Source organism: Micromonospora sp. NPDC002296, from assembly GCF_040296145.1.
In the GTDB taxonomy this organism is placed as follows: domain Bacteria; phylum Actinomycetota; class Actinomycetes; order Mycobacteriales; family Micromonosporaceae; genus Micromonospora.
Window position 1 is genome coordinate 1 of record NZ_JBEOWQ010000065.1, and the last position, 22,181, is coordinate 22,181.

Annotated in this window: 19 protein-coding genes; 6 read left to right on the forward strand and 13 right to left on the reverse strand. The window is 76.7% G+C overall.

Annotated elements, in window-relative coordinates:
- Positions 1–417: 417 nt before the first annotated feature.
- Positions 418–1,188 carry a DUF5995 family protein gene (locus ABT023_RS26930; protein WP_350889266.1) on the reverse strand — a complete coding sequence of 257 codons (771 nt, stop codon included), beginning with the start codon at positions 1,186–1,188 and terminating at the stop codon, positions 418–420.
- A gap of 124 nt (positions 1,189–1,312) precedes the next feature.
- Positions 1,313–4,267 (reverse strand): helix-turn-helix transcriptional regulator, encoded by a 2,955-nt coding sequence (locus ABT023_RS26935; RefSeq protein ID WP_350889268.1) that lies wholly within the window; start codon positions 4,265–4,267, stop codon positions 1,313–1,315.
- A 189-nt stretch (positions 4,268–4,456) separates the two neighbouring features.
- Between ABT023_RS26935 and ABT023_RS26940 the strand changes: the two genes are divergently transcribed.
- Positions 4,457–7,129 (forward strand): AAA family ATPase, encoded by a 2,673-nt coding sequence (locus ABT023_RS26940; RefSeq protein ID WP_350889270.1) that lies wholly within the window; start codon positions 4,457–4,459, stop codon positions 7,127–7,129.
- 31 nt (positions 7,130–7,160) lie between these two features.
- Here the strand turns inward: ABT023_RS26940 and ABT023_RS26945 are convergent, their stop codons facing one another.
- A complete protein-coding gene (locus ABT023_RS26945; protein WP_350889272.1) occupies positions 7,161–7,745 on the reverse strand; it encodes a dienelactone hydrolase family protein in 585 nt (194 codons plus the stop codon).
- A gap of 216 nt (positions 7,746–7,961) precedes the next feature.
- Here ABT023_RS26945 and ABT023_RS26950 point away from each other — a divergent pair, with 216 nt between their 5' ends.
- A complete protein-coding gene (locus ABT023_RS26950) occupies positions 7,962–9,158 on the forward strand; it encodes a hypothetical protein (protein ID WP_350889273.1) in 1,197 nt (398 codons plus the stop codon).
- A gap of 50 nt (positions 9,159–9,208) precedes the next feature.
- Here ABT023_RS26950 and ABT023_RS26955 read toward each other — a convergent pair whose 3' ends face one another.
- A complete protein-coding gene (locus ABT023_RS26955) occupies positions 9,209–10,180 on the reverse strand; it encodes a zinc-binding dehydrogenase (protein WP_350889274.1) in 972 nt (323 codons plus the stop codon).
- Between the two features lie 306 nt (positions 10,181–10,486).
- On the opposite strand from ABT023_RS26955, the gene ABT023_RS26960 reads away from it, so the two are divergent.
- The 3 genes from ABT023_RS26960 to crcB all read left to right on the forward strand — a co-directional run bounded on the left by ABT023_RS26960 (position 10,487) and on the right by crcB (position 12,350).
- Entirely contained in the window at positions 10,487–11,269 is a 783-nt protein-coding gene (locus ABT023_RS26960) for a class I SAM-dependent methyltransferase (RefSeq protein ID WP_350889275.1), read from the forward strand.
- A gap of 152 nt (positions 11,270–11,421) precedes the next feature.
- The gene (locus ABT023_RS26965) at positions 11,422–11,991 is read left to right on the forward strand and encodes a FluC/FEX family fluoride channel (RefSeq protein ID WP_350889276.1); all 570 of its coding nucleotides are present in this window, start codon (positions 11,422–11,424) and stop codon (positions 11,989–11,991) included.
- Positions 11,988–12,350: a fluoride efflux transporter CrcB gene (crcB, locus tag ABT023_RS26970; RefSeq protein WP_350889277.1), complete on the forward strand. Its 363-nt coding sequence runs from the start codon at positions 11,988–11,990 to the stop codon at positions 12,348–12,350. The genes ABT023_RS26965 and crcB overlap by 4 nt, the downstream gene beginning before the upstream one ends.
- Positions 12,351–12,393: 43 nt before the next feature.
- Here crcB and ABT023_RS26975 read toward each other — a convergent pair whose 3' ends face one another.
- From ABT023_RS26975 to ABT023_RS27005, 7 genes are all read right to left on the reverse strand, one after another.
- The gene (locus ABT023_RS26975) at positions 12,394–12,729 is read right to left on the reverse strand and encodes a hypothetical protein (protein ID WP_350889278.1); all 336 of its coding nucleotides are present in this window, start codon (positions 12,727–12,729) and stop codon (positions 12,394–12,396) included.
- A 105-nt stretch (positions 12,730–12,834) separates the two neighbouring features.
- Positions 12,835–14,085 carry an MFS transporter gene (locus tag ABT023_RS26980; RefSeq protein WP_350889279.1) on the reverse strand — a complete coding sequence of 417 codons (1,251 nt, stop codon included), beginning with the start codon at positions 14,083–14,085 and terminating at the stop codon, positions 12,835–12,837.
- Positions 14,086–14,233: 148 nt separating this feature from the next.
- The gene (locus tag ABT023_RS26985) at positions 14,234–15,352 is read right to left on the reverse strand and encodes an FUSC family protein (RefSeq protein WP_350889280.1); all 1,119 of its coding nucleotides are present in this window, start codon (positions 15,350–15,352) and stop codon (positions 14,234–14,236) included.
- A 157-nt stretch (positions 15,353–15,509) separates the two neighbouring features.
- Positions 15,510–15,938: an NUDIX hydrolase gene (locus tag ABT023_RS26990; RefSeq protein ID WP_350889282.1), complete on the reverse strand. Its 429-nt coding sequence runs from the start codon at positions 15,936–15,938 to the stop codon at positions 15,510–15,512.
- A 37-nt stretch (positions 15,939–15,975) separates the two neighbouring features.
- Complete coding sequence (locus tag ABT023_RS26995; RefSeq protein ID WP_350889290.1) at positions 15,976–16,797, reverse strand: sugar phosphate isomerase/epimerase family protein; 822 nt, start codon at positions 16,795–16,797, stop codon at positions 15,976–15,978.
- A 20-nt stretch (positions 16,798–16,817) separates the two neighbouring features.
- Positions 16,818–17,969 (reverse strand): dihydrodipicolinate synthase family protein, encoded by a 1,152-nt coding sequence (locus tag ABT023_RS27000; protein WP_350889283.1) that lies wholly within the window; start codon positions 17,967–17,969, stop codon positions 16,818–16,820.
- Positions 17,966–19,114, reverse strand: a complete 1,149-nt coding sequence (locus ABT023_RS27005; protein ID WP_350889284.1) for a Gfo/Idh/MocA family protein — start codon at positions 19,112–19,114, stop codon at positions 17,966–17,968. The genes ABT023_RS27000 and ABT023_RS27005 overlap by 4 nt, the downstream gene beginning before the upstream one ends.
- 188 nt (positions 19,115–19,302) lie before the next feature.
- Between ABT023_RS27005 and ABT023_RS27010 the strand changes: the two genes are divergently transcribed.
- Positions 19,303–20,319 carry a LacI family DNA-binding transcriptional regulator gene (locus tag ABT023_RS27010; RefSeq protein ID WP_350889286.1) on the forward strand — a complete coding sequence of 339 codons (1,017 nt, stop codon included), beginning with the start codon at positions 19,303–19,305 and terminating at the stop codon, positions 20,317–20,319.
- A gap of 7 nt (positions 20,320–20,326) precedes the next feature.
- On the opposite strand, the gene ABT023_RS27015 is transcribed toward ABT023_RS27010, so the two are convergent.
- Positions 20,327–20,956, reverse strand: coding sequence for a bifunctional 4-hydroxy-2-oxoglutarate aldolase/2-dehydro-3-deoxy-phosphogluconate aldolase (locus ABT023_RS27015; RefSeq protein WP_350889287.1), 630 nt, complete (start codon positions 20,954–20,956; stop codon positions 20,327–20,329).
- The coding region (locus tag ABT023_RS27020; RefSeq protein ID WP_350889289.1) for a sugar kinase at positions 20,953–22,181 on the reverse strand (1,229 nt) is incomplete at its 5' end. The genes ABT023_RS27020 and ABT023_RS27015, both read right to left, overlap by 4 nt.

Sequence of the window (22,181 nt, forward strand, 5' to 3'; positions counted from 1 at the left end):
GGCCGCTCCCCCGGGCCCGGGTCCCGCGAGACCCGCGCCCGGTGCTCCCGGGGCCGCCTCGACCGCGCGTCCCGCCGCTCCGCCATGCCACGCCACCCCTTCACGCCCTGCTCCGACGGTAGGCGGTGCCGACGGTGTCGCCCGCCGGAACGGTGAGGAAGGCCGGAGGAACGGCACCGGAGCCGGCAGGGGTACCGCCGCGTACGCCGGCTCCCACAGCCGCGACGCCGGCCCGGCGGCGTCCCGGTCGGCCAGGAGCGCGGCGGTCCCGCGCAGTTCCCCCACCGGGTACGTGCCGGCGGGGTCGCCGACCTCACCGGGGACGTCCTCCGGCACCTGGCGGCCCCGGCCGTCCTGCCCGAGACAGGGGGATGCCCCCGCGCTCCCCCCCGGTAGCGCGGGGACCCCCCGTCCCGACTACTGCAGGAACGCCCCGAGGGGCGACAGCAGCAGCCGGCCGAGCGCGGCGGCGTTGTCGTCCAGCCGTTCGCGCTCACACTCGCGGGCATCCGGATCGTGCCGGCAGCGCCAGATCTTCTGCGCGTTGCGCCAGGCCACGTTCCGGGTGTACTCCACCAGCTCGCCCTGGTACCAGTCGTCGATGTCGCCGTTGAGCATGTCGATCATGAGCTGCCAGTTGTCCAGGTAGCCGCGGCGCAGCTCCGGGATCCGCTCCGCGAAGATCTGATTGATCTCCAGGTAGTCGTGGTGCTGGTCGCTGCCGTCGACCGGCTCGGACTCCAGGCTGTCGAACGTGGTCACCAACGCGAACGGCAGGTCGTAGTTGATGTGCGCGTTCACCCCGGCCGCGGCCGAGGGAAGCGGCCGGGCGTCCGGCCCCCGCATCCGTCGGAACAGGCACGACCAGGCCCGCGGCGTGACCGGGCTCGACTCGGTCCAGTAGCGCAGCGCGTCGAAGTAGCGGGCAGCGAACTCCACGTCGAGCCGGGCCAGGAAGACCGGGTCGGCGAAGCGGTCGTCGTACAGGCCGTTGAGCACGCTGGTGGTGATGGTCAGGTAGAGCTCGTTGAAGTCCGCGAGGGGGCAGCTGCGCTCCAACGGAGGCAGCCGGACCAGCATGTCCTGGAGCTTGGTGAGGTGGTCGACCACCGCCGGCACGTCCGCCGGGTGGTCGGCCAGCAGGCCGACGATGTCCTGGTGGACAGGGCCCCAGACCGGTTCGTCCATTTCTCCTCCACTGTGGTCCGAGGCACCCCCGTGCCGCCGTCATCGGAGCACAGCCTTCCAGCCGCGGCCCGTGCGGCGGATCGGTAGAACGACGTATAAGCAGCCGACCGACGTACGTCGGCGCCTACTCGGGACGGGTACGCAGGAAGATCGCGCTGGCCTGCACCCGGGTACGGACCTGGAGCTTGTCGAAGATGTGCGAGACGTGCACGCCGATGGTCCGCTCGCTGATGAACAGCCGCTGGCCGATCTCCTTGTTGGTCAGCCCCTCCGCCACCGCGGCGAGCACCTCACGCTCCCGGGCGGTGAGCACCGCCAGGTCGTCCCCGGCCGGCTCGGCGCCGGCCGGGGACCGGCCCTCGACCGACGCGCCCTGCTCCTCCAACCGCACCCGGGCCCGGCCGGCCAGGGTGCGGATCTCGGTGCTCAGCGGCACCGCGCCGAGCTGCAGCGCCACCTGGTACGCCTGGCGCAGCAGCTTGCCGGCGGTCGCCGTACGGCTGCGCCGGGCCAGCAGCGCCTCGGCCTGCCGCAGCCGCGAGTACGCCGCCGGGTACGGGTGGTGGCGCCGCTCCCACTCGCTCACCGAGCGGGCCCACAGCTCGGGGTCGCTGCTCCCGTCGAGGCGGCTGAGCTCGGCGTCGCACAGCGCCAGGAACCCGTCGACCACGTCCCGCACGGACCGGACGGCGTGCTCGCTCTTGCGGGCCACCCGCTCGGCCACCTCGCGCAGCCGGCGTACCGCCGTCCGGTCGACCGGCACCGTGCGGGACCCGTACGCCTCGGCCTCGGCCCGCAGCCCGTGCCAGACCAGCGCGGCGAGGATGCCCACGTCGTCGGAGCGGCTCTCGGTCAGCCCTCGCTGCACCGCCTGGCGGGCCAGGTCGTGCCGGCCCTGCCACATCGCCAGGCCGGCGCGCAGGGTGAGCAGCGGGATGACGTGCCGGGCGCCGCCGCCGGCCAGCACCGTGGCGACGGCCTCCAGGTCCCGGTCGGCGGCCTCGATGTCGCCGTAGCCGACCGAGAGGCGGCAGCGGGCCAGCAGCAGCTCCACGGCGTCCGCGCCGGAGGGGCGGTGCCGCAGCGCCGCCGCGACCACCTTCTCCGCCTCGGCCCACTGCCCGACCCGGAACAGCCCGTTGGTGGCGATGGCCAGCAGCCGGGTCTCGTACGTGCGGCCCAGCCCCAACTCGGCGACCCGCTCGGCGCCCCGGCGGGCCACCACGACACCCTCCTCCAGGATGTTCAGCGGCCCGGTGAGCAGCTCCGCCAGGTGCAGGTACGCGCACGCCACATCCTCGGGCCGGCCGGCCCGCTCGGCGGTGTCCAGGGCCTCCCGCATGACGGCCAGCCCGGTGTCCGGGTCCTCCAGGTAGGCCTCGCTGAACCCCAGCGCCATGCTGGCCATGACCACCTCGGGGACGGACCCGTCCACCTCGGCGGCCAGCGCCAGGGCCTCCCGGGCCCGGTCGCCGGCGTCGGCGTACCGGCCCAGGTGCAGCAGCAGCTCGGCCAGGTGGGCGGCGGCGGTGGCCCGCTCCCGGGGGGTGCAGTCGGCCGCCGCGAGGGCCCGCCGGTACTCCGCCTCCGCGGGGGCGGACCGGCCGGCGGCGGCCAGGTAGCGGGCCCGCCGGATGTGCAGCGCGCAGGCCGGGGCAGCGCCGTCGGCGGTGGTGGTGGCCAGGTCCTCCAGCAGGGCCAGCGCCCGGGCGTGCTCGCCGCAGTGGTGCGCCGCCTCGGCGGCGTTCCGCAGCAGGTCCGCGCGGTCGACGGCGACGCCGCCGTCCGCCGGGGGCGTGCCGGTGGTCGCCGCGGACGCCCCGGTGGGCCGGACGCCGGCCAGTTGGAGGGCCACCGACCAGTGCCGGTGGGCCTCGGCGTAGCCGTGCAGTCGCTCGGCCTCCTCGGCGGCGGACACCGCCGCCGGCAGAGCGCGGGCGGGCTCGCCGGCCAGCCGCCAGTGGTGTGCCAGCCGGGCCTGGTGCAGCTCCGCCGGGGCCGCGGTCAGCGCCTCCGCGTACCGGCGGTGCAGGGCCGACCGCTCGGCGGGCAGCAACTCATGGGCGAGCACCTCGGCGACGAGCCGGTGCCGCAGCCGGTACCCGTCGCCGTCGCTGACCAGCAGCCGGTGCGCCACCGCGGCCCGGACCGCGTCGATCAGCTCCTGCTCCGGCAGCCGGGTCACCTCGGCCAGCAGCCAGTGCGCCACCGGCTCCACCCCGGCCGCCACCGCGTGCACCACCGCGTGCGCGGGCTCGGGCAGGGCGTCCACCCGGGCCAGGAACACCTCCCGCACGGTGTCCGACAGCCCGTCCCGGCCGTCACGCAGGTCCCGCGCCAACTCCTCGACCACGAACGGGTTTCCGCCGCTGCGCTGCCACAACGACTCCGCCGTCTCCACGCCCAGCGGCCCGCCCACGATCTCCGCCGCCAGCCGCTGGGTGTCCGCCCGGTCCAACGGGGCCAGGTCGAGCACCCGCACCGACCGCAGCCGGCGCAGCTCGGTGAGCACCCGGCGCAGCGGGTGCGCGCCCTGCAACGACTCGGACCGCACCGCCGCCAGCACCGACAGTTGCAGGTCGCCCAGGCCGGCGAGCAGGTAGAGCAGCAGCTGCCGGGTGCTCCGGTCGACCCACTGCAGGTCGTCGAGCACCAGCACCAGCGGCCGGCCCTGGGCCACCAGGTTCAGCCCCCGGGAGACCCGCTCCAGCAGGGCCCCCGCGCCGTCCGGGCCGCCGGTCTCCTCGGCGAACATCTGCAACAGCCCGCGAACCGCCGACGAGGTACGGGCGTGCGAGGCGGTCAGGTCCGCGTCGAACCGGCGCAACGCCTGCAACAGGGGGTGCAGCGGGGAGGCGTCCCCGATGTCGAGACACCCGCCGGTGAGCACCAGCGCGCCGGCCGAGCGCAGCCGGTCGCCCACCTCACGCAGCAGCCGGGTCTTGCCCACCCCGCTCTCGCCCGTGAGGAAGACCGCCGCCGTCTGTCCCGGCCCGACATCGTCGAGCAGCGCGGACCGCAGCGTCGCCACCTGGCCGGCACGGCCGACGAGCGGTGCGGCGTCCACATCGCTGGCCATGGCTCGCAGCCTAGTCACAGGGCCCCGGACCGTTCTACGGGTCTTCACGGCCGCTCGTACACCTCGCGTCGACATTGCGACTAATGGTTGCGGGTGGCCGACATACGTCGTTCTGCCGATCCCCCGACCTGCCGGTGGTGGGAGTCTCCTGAGGTCGTCAGGCACCAAACGGGGGGAAAGGACGGTGCGATGCCCATGTCCACGATCGTCACGAAAACACAGGTCACGGCGCCGGCGGACTGGCCAGTTCCCGAGGAGCGGCGGACGGTCAGCGTGCTCTTCGCCGACATCGTCGGCTCGACCGCGCTGGTCGACCGGCTCGACCCGGAGGATGTCCGGGCGCTGCAACGTGCGTACTTCGACACCGTCGCCGAGGTGCTGGTCCGGTGGGGCGGCGTGGTCGAGAAGTACGTCGGCGACGCCGTGATGGCCCTGTTCGGTGCCCGGGAGTCCGACGGCTTCGACGCGTACCGGGCGGTGCGAGCCGGGCTGGAAATCCAGCGCGCGCTGGACGGACGGACGCTGCCCGGCGTCGCAGCCCTGCGTACCCGGGTCGGGGTCGCCACCGGCGAGGCACTGGTGGACGTCGCCGCGTTGCGCGACGGCGCGCACGGCATGGCCAGCGGTGCGGTGATCACCGCCGCCGCCCGCCTGCAGGAGCACGCCCCGCCCGGCGCCGTCGTCGTCTGCGCGGCCACCCGCCGTGCCACCGCCACCCTGATCGTCCACCGCGCGCTCCCCCCGCTGACCGTCGCCGGCAAGCCACTGCCGATGGACGTCTCGATCGCCGCCGGCGTGGACCGTCCCGAGCCGGCCGGCCACCACGGCCGGCTGATCGGCCGCCGCCGCCAGCTGGCAGGCGCGCGGGACCAGGTGCTGCGGGCGGTACGCGGGCACAGCCCCCGCTGGGTGTCGCTGGTCGGGCCGGCCGGCAGCGGGCGCAGCCGGATGCTGCACGAGCTGCGCCGGGCCGTCGACGCCTCCGACGGGACCCCGGTGCGCTGGTGCGTGGCCGCCTGCCCGCCGTACCCGGAGCGGCCGGTGGGCCCCGTGGCCGACCTGCTGCGCGCGTTCGCCGACGTACGCGCCGAGGACCCACCGGCGACCGTCCGCCGACGGCTGCTGGCGGCGGCGGACGGCCTGGTGCCGCCGGTACGGGCGTTGTCCACGGCCGTCGCCCTGGAGGGGCTGCTGGACGGATCGTTCCCGGCCGGCGCGGTGGTCTGGCAGCGGCTGCTGCTGCGTCAGGCCGCCGTGCAGCCCCTGGTGGTGGCGGTGGACGACCTGGACCGCGCCGCCCCGGCGGTGACCCGGTTCCTGCGCGGCCTGGTCGCGGCGGCCGTCGTGCGGCGACTGCCGTTGGCGGTGGTGACCACCCACCGTCCCGAGTGGGCCGACACCCGGCCGGGGCCGGACGTCCGGCGCGCCGAGGTGCCACTGCCGCCGCTGTCCCAGGTGGAGACCGGGCGGCTGCTGCGTCAACTGCTCGCCCGGGCCGGTCAGCCGACGGCGCTGGCGGCGCGCCTGCTGCCCCTGGTCGGCGGCCTGCCCGGGACCGCCGAGGCGTACGCGCGGCGGATCCCCGAGGGGACGGACCCGGCGGCGGCGCTGCCGGACCGGGTGCGCGCGAGCGCCGCTGCCCGGCTGGATGCCTGCGGCGGCGCGGAGCGCGCCGCGACGATGGTGGTCGCCGCGCTCGGGCCGTCGGTCCCCGCCGCGACGGTGGACCGGGCGTTCGGCTGGGCGCCGGGGCGGGCCGAGCCGGTCCTGCGCCGGCTCGCCGGACGCGGCCTGCTGCGGCGCGCGGCCGGGGACGGCTACCGCGTCGCCGATCCGGCGCTGCGCCGGGTCGCGCACGACCGGCTGCCCCGGTCGGTACGGACCGAGATCGCTCGGCGGGCCGACCCGGGGGCCCCGGTCGACCCGCATCTGGCGACGCCGCCGATCAGCGCTGCCCTGGGTCACCCGACGCTGCCGATCAGCGCTGCCATGGGTCTCCCGGCGGACCCGGCGCGACCGGCCGGCGCGGACCTGCGCTACCCGATCGACGCGCCCCTGCCCCGCCCTCGGGGTGGCCCGCCGGTGCGGACGGGGCGGTCGCCGGCCACCCGGCCGGTCCTGACCGCGCTGCCCGGACCCGCCGTGGCTGGCCACCCCAAGACCGCCGGTCAGGCCCTGGTTGCGCCACGCGCCACGCGCACCGGCCCGCCCGGGAGACCACGCCCCACGACCGCCGTTCCGCCCGAGGAACCACGCCCCACGCTCACCGGCCCGCCCGCAACGGCGGGGGTCCTGCGGCTCGCGGTCGCCCGTGCTTCCGCACCCGACTCCCGCCCGTCGGGCGTCCCTGCGAGGCCGGCCGGCGGGCCGGCGTGGGAGGTCCGGCGCGGGCCGGGAGACAGCGGCGCGGCCCGACCCGGGCCCGACGGCGCCGCCGGGCCCGATGCCCGACCGGCGCCGGTCGTCCGCCTACCCGAGCGGGCAGCGCCGCCACCGGCATCCGACGGGGCGGTCAGGTCGGTGGGCCCGACGGGGAGCACCGAGGAAACCGGGGCCGGACCGGGCGACCGGCCGGCACCGGGCGGCACGGCGACCGGCGCACCGGCGGTCGCGACGGCGGCGCCGGTCGCCCCCGAGCGCACGTCGGCCGGCCGAACGGCAGCCGGCACGGCGACGGCAGCCGGGGCGCGCCCGGGCACGACGGCCCGCCCCCGGACGGGCCAGGGGACGACGCGCCGGGCGGCGACCGGGTGGGCGGGCGGGGTTCGGCCGCCGGGTCGAACCGTGAGCCGGATCGCGGCGGTCGGGGCGACGGGCCTGACGGAGGCCGACCGCCCGGCCCGGCTGGCCGTGGCCGCCTGACAAACCGACGCAGATCGGGTGGGGTGGGGGGTCAGCCGGGCGTGCGCCGTCCGCGGCCGTCGAGGAGGGCGAGCACGCGTTCCCAGGTCAGCTCGGCGGCGGTCGGGTCGTGATCAGGGACATCCGGGTCGGTGAAGAGGTGACCCGGGCCCGGGTAGCGGTACACCGACAGGTCGGCGCCCGCGGCGGTCATCGCCCGCTGCCACGCGTCGACCTCGTCCTGCGGCTCGTACTCGTCGGGGTCGGCGAGGTGCAGTTGCACCGGCAGGCCCGGCCGGACCGTCTCCGGCGGGCCGGCGATGCCGTGCAGCAGGAGCAGGGCGGCGGCGTCGGGGCGCTCGGCGAGCAGCTCGGCGGCCACCCAGACGCCGAAGGAGAAGCCGGCCAGGACCGTGTCGGGCGGCAGATCGGCCACGGCGGCCCGGGCCCGGTCGAGCACGGTCCGCTTGCCGATCTTGTCGAGCAGGGCGAACCCCGCCTCGACGGTGTCGGCGGCGGGCTCCCCGTACAGGTCGGGGGTGACGACCTGGTGCCCGGCCGCGCGGAGCCGGTCGGCGGCGGCGAGCACGGCCGGGCGCAGGCCGTAGACGGAGTGGAACAGCGCAATCTGACTCATCCCGCCATCGTGGCGCGGGGGTCCGACATCCGCCGACGGTGGGCGGAATCCGCCGACGCCCGACAGACCCGCGTACGGCGCGCCCCGCACCGGGCCTGTTCCACCAGGTGGAGGCGGGGCGACTCGCCCGGCGCGCGGGCACCTCGACGGTCCCACGCCATCACACAACGGAGTCGCACAATGACATGGAGTCGCCGACCTTCGAGAGGGCCACCGATGACGAGCAGCGGAGTCCGCCACGAGACATCCCCGTCCACCCCGGCGACGGTCCCCCGGGTACCGCCGGCCACCCGCCGGGAGGACCTGGTCACCGTCCTGCTCGGCGCGTGCCTGACGGCCGGGGCGATGTCGGACGGCTGGGCACACAGCAACATCGTCGAGACCATCGAGGGGTTCTTCACCCCGTGGCACGGCCTGCTCTACGCGGGCTTCGTCGCCACCGCGGCGTGGACGTTCTGGCTGGCGTACCAGCGGCGCGACGCCGCGCCCCGGTGGTGGCGGGACGCCTTCCCGGCCGGTTACCGGGTCGGGGCGATCGGGGCGGTGGCCTTCCTGCTCGCCGGCCTGGCCGACATGGCCTGGCACGAGATCCTCGGGGTCGAGGTGGGCCTGGACGCGGAGTTCAGCCCGAGCCACCTGCTGCTGGACGCCTCGGCGGTGCTGCTGCTGACCAGCCCGCTGCGGTCCTGGTGGGCCAGCGGTGAGCGCGGCGGACGATCGGCGACGGGGGTGGCGTCCCTGGCCCTGGGCGTGATGGCACCGTCGATCCTGCTCACCTACGCGTCGGCGTTCCTCACCCTGGCGCCGACCCGCGCGCTCGGCGCCGTCGGGACGCAGCAGGCGGCGATCCTCGGCGTCGACGCGTACCTGATCACCACGCTGGTGCTGGTCGGGCCGTTCCTGCTCGCCCACCGGAGGCGGGCCACTCCGGGGGTGGCGGCCACCCTGGTGGCCGGGGTGGCGCTGTTCGACATGGTGATGCACGAGTTCCCGACACCGCAGGCGTGGGCCGCCCTCGGGGCGGTCTGCGGCGCCGGCCTCGCCGACGTGCTGCTGCTCCGGCTGGACGCGATCCGTGGGCGGGACGCCGCACTGCGACTGCCGATCGCCGGCGCCCTGGTCGCCGGGCTGGTGGTCGCCGGGCACCTGGCAGGGCTCGCGCCGGCCGCCGGGATCGGCTGGACGCCGGAGGTGACCGCCGGCGTCGTCACCCTCGCCGCGCTCCTCGGCGCCCTGCTCGGCGGCCTGGCCGCCCGGCCGGCCCCGACCCCGGACCCGGCCGACCCGGCCCGGATCCCACCTCCGGCCGACCCGGCCCGGATCCCGGCCCCGGCCGGGCCGGCCGGTGCGGCCGGTGCGGCCCCGGTGGTCGCCGACCCCGTCGCGCCGACCCCGGCCGACCCGGGCCGCTGACCGGCGGCCGGCCGGGGCGTCGGTCCCCGGCCGGCCCTGGTCCGTCCGGGTCAGACGGAAAGCAGCGTCTTGCCGACCGTCTCGCGGTCCTCGATGGCCCGGTGCGCGTCGGCGGCGCGGTCCAGCGGGAACGTCTGCCCCACCAACGGCACCACCCGGCCGGCTGCGACGGCGTCCAGCGCCGCCAGCAGGTGACGCCGTCGGGCCTGCACCGTGAGGGCCCGCAGGTCCCCGATGCCGGTGACCGCCACGCCCCGGTCACGGGCCGACGCGGGGTCCGGCACGGCGAAGCCGCCGGCCGGAGCGCCGTACGCACACGTCCGGCCGCCGGACACGACCAGGTCGAACGCGGCCCGGCCGTACGCCCCGCCGGCGCCGTCGAGGAGGACGTCGACGCCGCCGAGAACGGCGCGTACCCGATCGGTCCAGTCCGGGGCCGAGTAGTCCACGGTCTCCTCGGCGCCGAGCCGGCGCAGCGCGTCCCGCTTGGTCGCGCCGCGCGCCGCCCCGACCACCCGGGCGCCCCCGGCTTGTGCCGCCTGGAGCAGCACCGCGCCCGCTCCCCCGGCGGCGGCGGTGACCAGCACCCGCTCGCCGGCCCGGACGCCGCCGACCAGGTCGAGCACGGCGAACGCGGTGAGTCCGTCGGTCAGCAGGGCGGCGGCGTCGCGCAGCGACACCGTCGGAGGCACGGCGAAGAGGTCGTCGACCGGCACCAGGGCCCGGTCCAGGTAGCCGCCTCCCGGCCCGGTCCGCGTGACCACCCGCCGGCCGACCCAGGCGGGATCGACGCCGGCACCCACCGTGGCGACCGTCCCGGCCACCCCCGAGCCGGGCCGGTACGGGGGCCGGTCCGGGAACCACGCCCCGGCCCGGCCCGCACGGATCGCCGTGTCGATCCACAGCACGTTGGCGTAGGCCACCTCGATCACCGCCTCGCCCGGGCCCGGCGACGGGTCCGGCACCTCGGTCAGCGCCAGCACCTCCGGTCCACCGAACCGGGTCACCTCGATCACTCTCATGCCGTACCTCCGCGTGGCTCGCCCTCACCACCCAGGTTCGGACATGAAGCGGCATTGAGGTCAACCACCGTCGGGAGCGACGTGGGTCACGGGTTCCCGGGGTCGAGCCGCCGGCGAAGGGGGCAACCTGGCGGGACGGGGGGCGGGCGGGACGGGGGCGACCTCCCGGGCGGGGATGGAACCACCCACCACCCGGGACGCCCACGCCGGCCATCCGGCGATCATCGCACTGCCACTATCCCGCAATTGCCAATACTTTGCAACAAGGTCTGGACCCGCGTCGGAGATGTAACTAACCTGAGCGCCATGACTCCTTACATCACCGAGGCGGCCGATCCGCTCGTCGGCACGGCGACCGCCTGGCAGGAAAGCTGGGACCGGCAGCAGGAGGCGTTCATGCCGGACCGGGAGGCGCGCCTCGCCGCCATGCTCGACGCCGTCGACGCGGTCGTCGACGGGGACGCCCCCCGCCTGCTCGACCTCGCCGGGGGCACCGGCACCATCTCCCTGCGGGCGCTGGCCCGCTTCCCCCGGGCCGAGGTGACCCTGGTCGACCTCGACCCGGCGTTGCTGGCCCTGGCCGAGGCGTCGCTGCGCGACCGGGCCACCGTGCTGGTCGCCGACCTGGGTCGCCCCGACTGGGCCGATCGGCTGCCGCACCGCGACTACGACGCGGTGCTCACCGCCACCGCCCTGCACTGGCTGCCGGCCGACCGGCTCACCGCCCTCTACGGTGAGATCCGGGGCCTGCTACGTCCGGGTGGTCTCCTCGTCAACGCCGACCGGATGCCCGACGACGCGCTGCCGGGGCTGACCGACCGGCTGACCACCCGGGCCCGCGAGCGCCGGGCCACCCGGTACGCCGCCGGGGCGGCCCTGTCCTGGCCCGACTGGTGGGAGCGGGCCGGCGCGGACCCGGTGCTCGGCCCACTGGTCGCGCAGCGCCACGAGATCTACCCGACCGGGCACAGTCCCGAGTGGAACCCTCCGGTCTCCTGGCACCTCGACACGCTGGCCGCCGCCGGCTTCACCGAGGTCGGCACGCTGTGGCGGGGCGGTGCCGACGCGGCGGTGGCCGCCGTCCGCTGACCGGACCCCGCCGCCTGCGTCGCGGTGACCGGGGGGGCCGCCGACGGTAGGCTCCTCCGGGCGAAGACACGAGGGTGCCGCCCGCCGGGCAGCCGCGAGGACGCGCGCCGACGGGTTCCCGGCCGACGGCGGGCGTGCGGTGGGAGGGCGAGGTGACCGGAGCGGACCCGCGCCGGGTCGACCCCGACGTCGACCTGCGCGTACCCGGGGACCGGGGCGAACTGCGGGCGCACCCGGCGGCGGTGCTCGGCGTGATCGCGGCCGGGGGCGTCCTCGGCGCGCTGGCCCGCGCGGGGCTCCAGGCCGCCGTCCCGCACCGGCCCACCGGCTTCCCGTGGGCGACGTTCGCCGTCAACGTGACCGGATGCCTGCTGATCGGGGCGCTGATGGCGATGGTCGCCGCCGGGCGGACCCGGCCGCTCACCCGGCCCTTCCTCGGCGTCGGCGTGCTGGGCGGGTTCACCACCTTCTCCACGTACGCGGTGGACGTGCGGCTGGCGGTGGCCGCCGGGGCGGCCGGCACCGCGCTGGCGTACCTCGTCGCCACCCTGGTGGGGGCGCTGGTCGCGGTGTGGCTCGGCGACGCCGCCGCCGGCCGGTTCCTGCGCCGCGCGGCCCGGCCGGCAGCGGCGGGCGGCGGCCTGCCGGGCCCGGGCGGAACCCGGGCGGCGGACGGGCCGGCCCCGACAGGCCGGGCCGACGAGGATCGGGAGGCCCGATGACGGTCCTGCTGATCGCCCTCGGCGCGGCCGTCGGGGCGCCGCTGCGCTACCTCACCGACCGGGCCGTGCAGTCCCGGCACCGCTCGTCGTTCCCGTGGGGCACCCTGACCGTGAACGTGCTCGGCTCCCTGCTGCTCGGAGCCCTGGTCGCCGCGCCGGTCGGGCCGGCCGTCGCCGCGCTGCTCGGCACCGGCTTCTGCGGTGCGCTGACCACCTACTCGACCTTCGGCTACGAGACGCTGCGGCTGGCCCGCGACGGGTCCCCGTGGACCGCCCTGGCCAACGCGCTGACCAGCGTGGCCGCCGGGCTGGCCGCGGCGTCGCTCGGCTACGCGGTGACCCGCGCGCTGAGCGGGTGACCCGGTCCCGGTGGCTCGTGCGGGCGACGCCGTCTGCCCGGGGTCAGTGCGCCCGGCGCTCCGGGTGCGCCCGGTTCCAGGCCCGCATCCGCTCCGGGTACCCGGTGCGCGCGGCCTCGTACAGGGGCACCGCGTGCCGTTGGGCGATCTTCGCGGCGGCCCGGGGCGAACCGGTCCGCCGCCGGATCCACTCCCCGTCGTGGGCGATCGCCACCACGGTGGTGTCGGTCGCGGTGGTCTCCGGCTCGAGGTAGAACTCCACACCCCGGCGGCTCGCCACGAACGCCTCCAGGGCGGCGAGGTCGTCGGGCGTCGCCTCCCGGTCGAGTTTCGTCGGGATCCCGTCGGCGGCGCGCCGTCGCCGGCTGAACCAGCCCATGCCCGGCTCCTCTCCTCAGCGTCCCACCAGTGGAGCACCCCCGCCTGGCATCCCGCTGGGCGCGGGGTGAGAGGAACCTGACCACGGGGCGCCGAGCGGGGTGGGTCAGCGGGTGAGCCGGGAGCCGGCCAGCGGCCGGATCACCGGGACCAGGGCCAGGGCGGGCAGCAGCAGGAGCGGCACCACGATCAGGGCGCGCAGCGTGCCCACCTCGTCGCCGAGCAGACCCAGCAGCGGCGGACCGCCGAGGAACGCGGAGTAGCCGATCACCCCGACGACGCTGACGCGGGCCGGCGCCCGGTCCTCGTCGTCCGCGGCGGCGCTCAGCCCCACCGGGAAGCCGAGCGACGCGCCGAGCCCCCACAGCGCGACCCCGGCGATCGCGATCGGCCCGGAGCCGGCCAGCACCGCGAGGGTGGCGCCGACCCCGGCGCACAGGATCGTGGCGAGCAGCACCGGCACGCGGCCCCAACGGTCGAGCGCCACCGTGCCGGCGGTGCGACCGACGGTCATGCCGACCACGAAGACGCCGAAGACGGCGGCGCCGGCGGCCTCGCTCAGCCCGTACCCGTCGACGAACGCCACCGCGAGCCAGTCGTTGGCGCTGCCCTCGGTGAACGCCATCACCAGCACCAGCAGGCCGATGAGCAGGGTGCGCGGCTCCCGCCAGGCGGCGAGCAGCGAGCCACGGCGCGCGGCAGCGTCGTCCCGGGCGGACGCCGGGTCGGCGGCGCGGGCCGCCAGAAAGGCCCGGGCCCCGAGCAGCGTGCCGGCGAGCACGACCGCCGCCAGCACGGTCAGGTGCGCGGCGATCGGCACTCGGGCCTGGGCCGCCGCCGCGCCGAGTCCCGCGCCGGCCACCGAGCCGAGGCTCCACGCGGCGTGGAACCGGGGCAGGATCGTCCGGCCCAGCCGCCGTTCGACGGCCGTGCCCTCGATGTTCATCGCCACGTCGCAGGTGCCGGAGCCGTAGCCGAACAGGAACAGGCCGACGGCGACGCCGGGCAGGAACCCGGCGAACCCGGCGGACATCCCGGCCACCGTCATGCCGCCCGCCACCAGCAGGACGCTGGCCGCCACCGTGCGGGCCGCGCCGAGGCGCTGGGTGACCAGCCCGGCGGTCGGCATCGCCAGCAGCGCGCCGACGGACATGGCGAGCAGCAGCAGCCCGAGTTGCCCGGCGCTGAGGCCCAGCGTCTCGCGGACCGCCGGCACCCGGGAGAACCAGGAGGCGATCGCGAGGCCGTTGAGGGCGAACACGGCCGCCACGCCGTTGCGGGCGGCCAGGACCGCGCGTGGTACGCCGGCCGGCGCGTTACCCCGATCGGCGGTCGAGGCGTCGGCGGTGCTGCTCACGGGGTGGTTTCCTCTCCGGCGGGGCAGTGTGGTCCCACCATTGGACACTCCGATGCGACAGCACCGACCACCGGCCCGCCCCTTACCCGTAGCCGGATCGGCGGACCGGGCGGTGGGAAGGTGCGACCCACCCGGGCCGACGCGGGGGTCACACCGCCGGGACGCCGAGCGCCTCGTCGATCCGGCCGAGGGTGGCGTCGTCCGCCCCGATCCCCCGCAGCAGGTCGATGGCGGTGGTCCGCAGATGCCCGACGATCATGGCCAGCGGCAGGGTGCCGCCCGGGGTGAACAGGCGGCCGGCGCCCCGGACCGCCTCCAGCGCGGCGGTCTCGGCGCGGGCGGCGTCCCCGTCGGCGGCGTCCTCCCGGCCGTCCAGGTCGGCGGCCAACGCCTCCCCGGCGGCGTGCACCGCGTCGGCCATGGACCGGATCGCGGCACCGAGGCCGTCGGAGGCGGGGGTGGGCAGCCGGGTGAGGTTCACCCCGGCCCGGGCCAGGACCCGCACGTTGCGAACGACGGAGTCGATCTGCCCGATGGACGCGTCGACCGAGCGCAGCCGGCTGATGCTCCCGCGGCGGCGCACCCGCAGGGTCAGCGCCTCGCCGGCGGCGCGCACCCCGGCGCGCAGCCGCTGCACCGCGGCGTCCATTCCCCTGGCCCGGTCGAAGGTGGCCAGGGCGGCGGCCTCGTCGTGGGCGTCGAGCGCGTCGGCGACCTCGCCGAGCAGCCCGGCGAGGTCGCCGAAGGTCCGCCGGAACTCGGCGGCCAGCGGGACGAGCGGGTGCCGGGCACCGACGAGTTGGCTGGTGACGAGGGCCACCGCGCCGCCGATGAGCGCGTCGACGAAGCGGAACGGCACCAGCGACTCGGTGGGCGGGGAGACCACCACCACGTAGAGGGCCGAGACGGCGGCCTGCTCCACGGTGACGCGCCCCGCGCCGAACGCCACGGCCAGCACGATGGTGGTCAGGATGACGACGAAGACCGTCCAGCTTCTGCCGGGGCCGAGGGCCCGCACCAGCACGTCGGCGACGAGCACCCCGGCGGCGACACCGAACAGCACCTCCAGCGCCCGGCGCGTCCGGTGCCCCCGGGCCTGACCGAGGACGATCAGCGCGGCGGCCGGGGCGAAGAACGGCCGCGAGTGCCCCAGCAGCCAGCTCGCCAGCAGCCAGGACAGGGTGGCCGCCAGGGTGCCCTCCGCCACCACCACCCAGCCCCGTCGCAACCGGCCGGCCGCCTGCCGCAACCACCCCCACCGGGCCATCGCCGTCTCCTCACCGTCGCGCCGCCGCCCCGCCCGTAGTGCTTCCCGGCGGGCGCGGCGGCCCCGGCCGGGGCCGCCGCCGCCGCGGGCCCGCCCGGTGACGGCCCAGCCCGATCCGGGGCGGCGCCGGCCGGACCGGGGAGGCAGCGCCGCGCCGCTACCCGCCCGCCGCCCTGCGCGCCTCGGCGTACTCGGGGGCCGCGAGGAAGCGGGCCAGCACCTCGGCGGTGCCGGGCATGTAGGGCCGGCCGTCGAACAGCTCGTCGGGCGGGACGAAGACGATCGCGGCCCCCTCGCCGAGCACCACGTCCTCCTGACGGGCGCTCGTGCCGCCCCAATAGTAGTGCTTCATCCGATTTACCTCCGGCACCTGCGGGGTGCCGAAGGGTCGCAGGCCGGCGTCGGGCGTCAGCGCGGTCTCCTCCCGCAGCTCCCGCAGGGCGGTCTGGTCGACCGTCTCCCCCGGCTCCCGGTGCCCGCCCGGAAGCCCCCAGACGTTCGGGTGGCGCGGCGCGTACGCGTCGCGAAGCTGCAGCAGAATCCGTCCGGCCCGGTCGACGAGCAGCACGCTGGCGATGTCGATCACCCCGCCACCCTAGGTCCATGGACCGTGGTGACCCGACTCAGGCGACGTGGGTCAGGTGGGCCGTGATCGCTGCGGCGAGGATGTCCGGGCCGGGCCGGGACCACAGGTCGGCGTGGAAGACCTCCACCTCGATCGCGCCCCGGTAGCCGGCGGCGTCGACGGCGTCCCGGAACCGGCGCAGATCGATGCAGCCCTCCCCCGGCAGCGCCCGTCCGAGCAGCACGCCCTCGGGCAGCGGGGTGACCCAGTCCGCCACCTGGAAGGCGGCGATCCGGTCCCCGGCGCGGGCGATCTGCCGGTACACGGTGTCGTCCCACCACAGGTGGTACGTGTCGACGACCACCCCGACGGTGCCCGGGTCGAACCGTTCGGCGATGTCGAGGGCCTGGCCCAGGGTGGCGATGACGCACCGGTCCGCGCAGAACATCGGGTGCAGCGGCTCGATGGCCAGCCGAACCCCGGCCGCGGCGGCGTGCGGGGCCAGCTCGCCGATGGCGTCGGCGACCCGCTCCCGGGCCCCGTCGACGTCCCGGCTGCCGGCCGGCAGCCCGCCGGAGACGAGCACCAGTTCGGCGGTGCCGAGGGTGGCGGCCTCCTCGATCGCCCGCAGGTTCTCGTCACGCCAGTCGTCGGCGGTGAAGAACCCGCCCCGGCACAGCGAGGTGACCCTCAGCCCCGCGTCGCGGACCAGCCGGGCGGTTCTGGCCAGCCCGTACTGCCGCACCGGCTCCCGCCACAGCCCGACGGCCGGGACCCCGGCGGCCACGCAGCCGCCGACCAGCTCCGCCAGCCCCCAGCCGGTGGCGGTGGCCTGGTTGAACGAGAACCGGGCCAGCCGGCCTCCGGCGGGGGCGGTCATCGCCGGCTCGTCGGCGGCGGTCACCGGGCCACCCCGGCGACGGTGAGGTAGGCCCGGGCGCGGGTGGCGGCCAGCTCCGCGTCGGGCAGCAGCCCGGCGGCGTCGGCGAGGGTGAGCAGCCGGGCCAGGTGGGCCGGCGACCGGCCGGCCTGCTGGCCGCCGACCATGGTGAAGTGGTCCTGGTGGCCGGTCAGCCAGGCCAGGAAGACGATGCCGGTCTTGTAGTGCCAGGTCGGCGCCGCGAACAGGTGCCGGGCCAGCGGCACCGTGGGGGCGAGGATCTCGTCGTACGCGGTCAGGTCGCCCCGGTCGAGGGCGGCCAGCGCGGCGGCGGCGGCCGGGGCGATCGCGGCGAACACGCCGAGCAGGGCGTCGGAGTGGCCGGCCTCGTCGCCGCGGATCAGTTCCGGGTAGTGGAAGTCGTCGCCGGTGTAGAGGCGCACCCCGGCGGGTAGCCGGCGGCGCAGTGCCACCTCCCGGTCGGCGTCGAGCAGCGACACCTTGATCCCGTCCACCTTCCCGGCGTGGTCGGAGACCAGGTCCAGCACCGCGTCGGCCGCGAGGTCCAGGTCGGTCGAGCCCCAGTAGCCGGTCAGCGCCGGGTCGAACATGTCGCCGAGCCAGTGCAGCACCACCGGCTGGTCGGCGGTGGCCAGCAGGTGGGCGTACACCCGTTGGTAGTCCTCGGGGCCACGGGCGGCGGCGGCCAGGTGCCGGCTGCACATCAGCACCGGCCGGGCCCCGGCGGCCAGGACCTCGGTGAGCTGCTCGGCGTACGCGTCGCGAATCCGCTCGATGCTCGCCGGGCCGACGGGGAGCTGGTCGGTGGCGACCCCGGCGACGATCCGCCCGCCGGACGCGTGGGCCTCGGCGGCGCTGCGCCGGATCAGCTCCCGGGTGGCCGGGTAATCCAGCCCCATGCCGCGCTGCGCGGTGTCCATCGCCTCGGCCACGCCGAGCCCGTACGACCACAGGTGGTGACGGAAGGCCAGGGTGCGCTCCCAGTCGACGGCGGCCGGGGCGCCGGGGACGTTCTCGGCGCGCGGGTCGGCGACCACGTGCGCGGCGGCGTACGCGGTCCGGGAGATGGCCGGGGCGTCGGGGCGGGCGAAGCCGCCGGCGCCGGAGAGCCGGTGCCGGGTACCGTCGGGGAGGGTGATTTCGGTCCTCAACGGCTCAGCTCCGGGACCTCGACGCGGCAGTGCTCGCGGGCGGAGCGCAGGCCCAGCTCGGCGAGCTGCACGCCGCGGGCACCGGCCAGGAAGTCCCACGGGAACGGCTCGCCGGCCACCACGTGCCGCAGGAACGCCTCCCACTGCACCTTGAACCCGTTGTCGAACTCGTCGTTGTCGGGCACCTCGGTCCACTGCGAGCGGAAGTCCTCGCCGGAGGGCAGGTCCGGGTTCCAGACCGGCTTCGGGGTGACCGACCGGTGCTGGACGCGGCAGTCGCGCAGCCCGGCGACCGCGCTGCCCTCGGTGCCGTCCACCTGGAACTCGACCAGCTCGTCCCGGTTCACCCGGACGGTCCAGGAGGAGTTGAGCTGGGCGATGATCCCGCCGTCGAGCTCGAAGATGCCGTACGCGGCGTCGTCGGCGGTGGCCGGGTAGGGCCGCCCGGCCTCGTCGACGCGGCGCGGGATGTGCGTGGCGGTGACGCAGGTGACCGCGCGGACCGGGGCGAACAGCTCCTCCAGCACGTAGTGCCAGTGCGGGAACATGTCCATCACGATCCCGCCGCCGTCCTCGGCCCGGTAGTTCCAGGACGGGCGCTGGGCGGGCTGCCAGTCGCCCTCGAAGACCCAGTAACCGAACTCGCCGCGCACGGAGAGGATGCGGCCGAAGAAGCCGCCGTCGATCAGCCGCTTGAGCTTGCGCAGGCCGGGCAGGAAGAGCTTGTCCTGCACGACGCCGGTACGCACGTTCGCGGCCTCGGCGGCCCGGGCCAGCTCCATCGCGGCGGTGCTGTCCTCCGCGAGGGGCTTCTCGGTGTAGACGTGCCTGCCTGCGTCGATCGCCTGGCGGACGGCCTTCTCCCGCTGCTGGGTGAGCTGGGCGTCGAAGTAGATCTCGATGTCGTCGCGGGCGAGCGCGGCGGTCAGGTCGGTGGTCCAGTCGGTCAGCCCGTGCCGCTCGGCGATGTCGCGCAGCCGGTTCTCGTTGCGTCCGACGAGGACCAGCTCGGGCCAGATCCGGGTGCCGTCCGTCAGCGGCACCCCGCCCTGCTCCCGGATGGCGAGCAGCGAACGGACGAGGTGCTGGCGGTAGCCCATCCGGCCGGTGACGCCGTTGACGATGATGCCGATCGGCCTGCGCATGTTTTCTTCCCTCTCCTCGGGCCGGCGCCCGCGCGGCGGGCAGGGATCACCAGCGCGCCGGGCAAGCGCTTTCCTGGGAGCGTAGGGGCGGGCCGCCTCGCAGGGCAAGAGCTTTCCGTGTCACTGCGGTAACCTGTCCGCGACCGTGCGGGGCGGGACCGCTCGGGAGGACCACCAGGGGGCGGCGGATGGCGACGCTGGCCGATGTCGCACGACGGGCGGGAGTCTCCCCCGCGACGGCGTCGCGGGTGATCAACGGCAGCAGCAAGCCGGTCGCCGAGGAACTGCGCGAACGCGTGCTGAGCGCCGTCGCCGACCTGCGGTACGTGCCGAACGCGCACGCCCAGTTGCTGGCCCGGCCGCAGCGCAGCGTGGTCGGCGTCGTCGTGCACGACGTCTCGGACCCGTACTTCGCCGAGGTGACCCGGGGGCTGCAACGGGTGGCCATCGAGCGGGGCCGGCTGCTGATCATCTGCAACAGCTACCGCGACCCGGTCCGCGAGCTGGAGTACGTCGAGCTGCTGCGCGGCCAGCAGGTCGCCGCGATCGTGCTGGCCGGCTCCGGCTACCACGACGCCGCGTTCACCGCCCTGCTCAACGAGAAGCTGGCCGCGTACGAGGCGACGGGCGGGCGGGTCGCGGTGATCGGCCGGCACGACCACTTCGGCGACGCGGTGATGCCGGCAAACGACGCCGGCGGCGAGTTGATCGGCCGGGAGCTGCTGCGCCTCGGGCACCGGGAGATCGGGGTGGTCGCCGGCCCCCGGATCCTGACCACCATCACCGACCGGCTCACCGGGTTGCGCCGGGCGCTCGCCGGGGAGGGTGTGGAGTTGCCGGAGGAGCGGATCCGCTACGCCGACTTCGACCGCGACGGTGGGGCCCGGGCCACGGCCGACCTGCTGGACACGACCCCCGGCCTCACCGCGCTGGTGGCGCTCAACGACTCGATGGCCGTCGGCGCGCTCGCCCTGCTGCGCTCGCGCGGCGTCCGGGTGCCCCGGGACGTCTCCGTCCTCGGCTTCGACGACATGCCGATCGCCGGCGACGTCACCCCGGCGCTGACCACGGTGCGGCTGCCCCTGGTCGAGCTGGGCGTCCGGGCGATGACCCTGGCCCTCGACCCGGCCGGCGGCCGGCCCCGCGTCGAGACGCTGCCGGCGGAACTGGTCCGCCGGGGCAGCACCGGCCCCGCCCCCGGCTGAGCCCGGGTCAGCCGGGGCCGACGGCGGTCTCCCGGCCGCCCCGGGCCAGCTCGGCGAGGCGGTCGATCTGGGCGGGGTCGGACAGCGCGGACCCGACGGCCACCACCCTGACCCCGGCGGCCAGGAAGCCGGCCGCGTTGCCCGCGTCGATCCCACCGGTGGCGACGAACCGCAGCTCGGGCAGGGGCCCGGCGACCGCCTTGAACCACTGCGGCCCGAGGCTGACCGCCGGGAACGCCTTGAGCCAGACCAGCCCGTGGTCGCGGGCCCGCTGGGCCTCGGTCGGGGTGGCCACCCCCGGCAGGTGGGGAATCCCGTGGCTGAGCGCGGCATCGGCCACCGCGAGGTCGAGCCCGGGCGCGACGGTGAACGCGGCCCCCGCACCGGCCGCCTGCCGCACCTGCGCCGGGTCGAACACGGTGCCCGCGCCGACGATCCGGTCCCGGTCCCGGCCGGCGGCCACGGCGACGCGCAGCGCCTCCATCGCCTCGGGGGTGCGCACCGGCACCTCCACCACGTCGATGCCGAGGTCCCAGGCCCGGTTCGCGAGCCGGACCGTCTCCTGCGGCGGCAGGTCCCGCAGGATCACCATGACCCGCGCGTTGTCGAAGATCGGGCCGAAGTCGTGCGCCGTCACCGGCCGCTCCTTCCGTTCTCGGGGCCGGCCCCGCCGATCCCCGCGACTGCCGAGCCGGCGACGCCGGCCCCCGCTGTTCCGGAGCCGGCCACGCCGGCCCTGACGGCTACCGAGCCGGCCGCCCCAGCTACCGCGTCGGTCTCCACGGCTACCGAACCGGCCGCCCCGGCTGCCGAGCCGGCCGCAGCCGGGGCCGCGCTCCCGCCGTCGGCCGGGGCCGCGTCGACGAGGCCCGCCGCGACCGGGTCGAGCGCCGCCCAGCGGTCGGGGGGCAGCGCTACGGTGGCGTCGAGGTCCCGCCGGTCCGGCGGCGGGGCGCAGTCCCCGGGCACCGCGAGGGCCCGGACCGCGACGAGATGACCGCAGCGCAGCGCGGCGGTCGGGCCGAGCCCGCGCAGCAGGGCGGAGAGGTAGCCGGCGGCGAACGCGTCCCCGGCGCCGACCGGCTCGACCACCGGCGCCCGCAGCGCCGGCACGAACACCCCCGGCCCGGTACGCGGCAGCGCGGTCGCGCCCACGGCGCCGTCCTTGACCACCACCACCTTCGGGTGGGGCAGCAGGCGGCGCACGGCCTGCGGGTCGGCGCTCCCCCACAGCCGCTCGGCCTCGTCCAGGCCGACGAGCACCACGTCGGCCCGGTCGGCGAGGTCGCGCAGCACGTCGGCGGCCCGGTCGGCCGGCCAGAGCCCGGGCCGGTGGTTGACGTCGAAGCTGACCAGCGCGTCGCCGAGCGGCCGGCCGTCGACCGCGTGGGAGACCAGCGCCCGGCAGGACTCCGACAGCGCCGGGGTCACCCCGGACAGGTGCAGCAGCCGCGCGCCGGCCAGCCGGGGGTCGTCCAACGCCTCCGGGCCCAGCCGGGACGCGGCCGAGCCGGCCCGGTAGTAGTGCACGCCGGTGGCCTGCGGCCGGGGATCCTTGAAGTAGACGCCGGTCGGGGCGTCCGGGTCGACGGCGACCAGGTCGACGTCGACGCCCGCGTCGGCGACCTCGCGGGCCACCATCCGGCCGAACGGGTCGTCGCCGACCCGGCTCACCCAGGCGACTCGGTGGCCGAGGCCCGCCAGTCCGGCAGCCACGTTGGACTCCGCCCCGCCGACGCCGAGCCGGACCCGGTCGGCGCGTTCCAGCGGCGTCGCGTCGACCGGCGACAGCACCACCATCGTCTCGCCGACGGTGACCGCCTCCGGGCCGGTCATGCCCGCCCCGCCGGCTCGCCCGGGGC

What these genes read in the sequence shown, in the direction of transcription:
- ABT023_RS26955 (WP_350889274.1), bottom strand. Translation starts at nt 10,180, where the DNA reads ATGAGAGTGATCGAGGTGACCCGGTTCGGTGGACCGGAGGTGCTGGCG.
- crcB (WP_350889277.1), top strand. Translation starts at nt 11,988, where the DNA reads ATGACGGTCCTGCTGATCGCCCTCGGCGCGGCCGTCGGGGCGCCGCTG.
- ABT023_RS26975 (WP_350889278.1), bottom strand. Translation starts at nt 12,729, where the DNA reads ATGGGCTGGTTCAGCCGGCGACGGCGCGCCGCCGACGGGATCCCGACG.
- ABT023_RS26950 (WP_350889273.1), top strand. Translation starts at nt 7,962, where the DNA reads ATGACGAGCAGCGGAGTCCGCCACGAGACATCCCCGTCCACCCCGGCG.
- ABT023_RS26935 (WP_350889268.1), bottom strand. Translation starts at nt 4,267, where the DNA reads ATGGCCAGCGATGTGGACGCCGCACCGCTCGTCGGCCGTGCCGGCCAG.
- ABT023_RS26995 (WP_350889290.1), bottom strand. Translation starts at nt 16,797, where the DNA reads ATGACCGCCCCCGCCGGAGGCCGGCTGGCCCGGTTCTCGTTCAACCAG.
- ABT023_RS27005 (WP_350889284.1), bottom strand. Translation starts at nt 19,114, where the DNA reads ATGCGCAGGCCGATCGGCATCATCGTCAACGGCGTCACCGGCCGGATG.
- ABT023_RS26940 (WP_350889270.1), top strand. Translation starts at nt 4,457, where the DNA reads ATGCCCATGTCCACGATCGTCACGAAAACACAGGTCACGGCGCCGGCG.
- ABT023_RS26930 (WP_350889266.1), bottom strand. Translation starts at nt 1,188, where the DNA reads ATGGACGAACCGGTCTGGGGCCCTGTCCACCAGGACATCGTCGGCCTG.
- ABT023_RS26985 (WP_350889280.1), bottom strand. Translation starts at nt 15,352, where the DNA reads ATGGCCCGGTGGGGGTGGTTGCGGCAGGCGGCCGGCCGGTTGCGACGG.
- ABT023_RS27010 (WP_350889286.1), top strand. Translation starts at nt 19,303, where the DNA reads ATGGCGACGCTGGCCGATGTCGCACGACGGGCGGGAGTCTCCCCCGCG.
- ABT023_RS26945 (WP_350889272.1), bottom strand. Translation starts at nt 7,745, where the DNA reads ATGAGTCAGATTGCGCTGTTCCACTCCGTCTACGGCCTGCGCCCGGCC.
- ABT023_RS26960 (WP_350889275.1), top strand. Translation starts at nt 10,487, where the DNA reads ATGACTCCTTACATCACCGAGGCGGCCGATCCGCTCGTCGGCACGGCG.